We start from the raw sequence: 639 nt of genomic DNA on the forward strand, positions 1-639 counted from the left end.
CGTCAGGCGGCGAAAAGCCGAAGGCAATCCTGTGCGCCTCGTCAGACAAGATGTGCGGCCGCATCAATCGGGCCCAAAAGCCGCACTCTCACGAATAGGACGGGCTAGGTCGCATGTGTGTCTGCTCGGGTACGCGGCCCAGAGCGTCCGCGATCTGAATGCGGCTCTTCTCTCCCCGAATCCTGAAACGCCTTCAAGATGGAGTTCATGTCGTATTGGCGGACGACCTGGATGCAATTCATCAGGTCGAGTTCAAGCTCGCCGTAATTCAGCAGGGTGCGGCCGATTATCGCCATCTCTTTCGGGAAGATATTGTGAATGGGAAACATGTGGTCTGCCTGAGTTAGCTCTTTCAATTTACCCACATCTCATACCTAGCAATTACCCTGAAGCTGGAAGGCCAGAGGGGGCGAAAGCGCTTCTGAGAGCAGAACAGGATAAGCACATCCGTGCATACCTGCGGCAGTGCCTGCATTAGCCTTTGAGGTGCTCAAATGATCTGTGACGCAAAGTGGCACGGATCGGTTCGTGAGCTATGGCTGATTTTGGGTGACGCGGCCTGATCAGGCGGCGTGGCTTTCAGTGTTCGGAATGACTTCGATTCCGTCGATGAACTTTACACCGGCGATGACTTTCGGC

The 639-nt window shown here is 54.9% G+C and carries 1 protein-coding gene; it reads right to left on the reverse strand.

The window, feature by feature from the left end; genetic code table 11:
• Positions 1-104 precede the first annotated feature (104 nt).
• Complete coding sequence (locus QJT78_RS51920) at positions 105-365, reverse strand: hypothetical protein (protein ID WP_100213956.1); 261 nt, start codon at positions 363-365, stop codon at positions 105-107.
• Between the last annotated feature and the right edge of the window lie 274 nt (positions 366-639).

This window comes from Bradyrhizobium sp. Mp27 (genome assembly GCF_029953005.1).
Classification (GTDB): domain Bacteria; phylum Pseudomonadota; class Alphaproteobacteria; order Rhizobiales; family Xanthobacteraceae; genus Bradyrhizobium; species Bradyrhizobium barranii.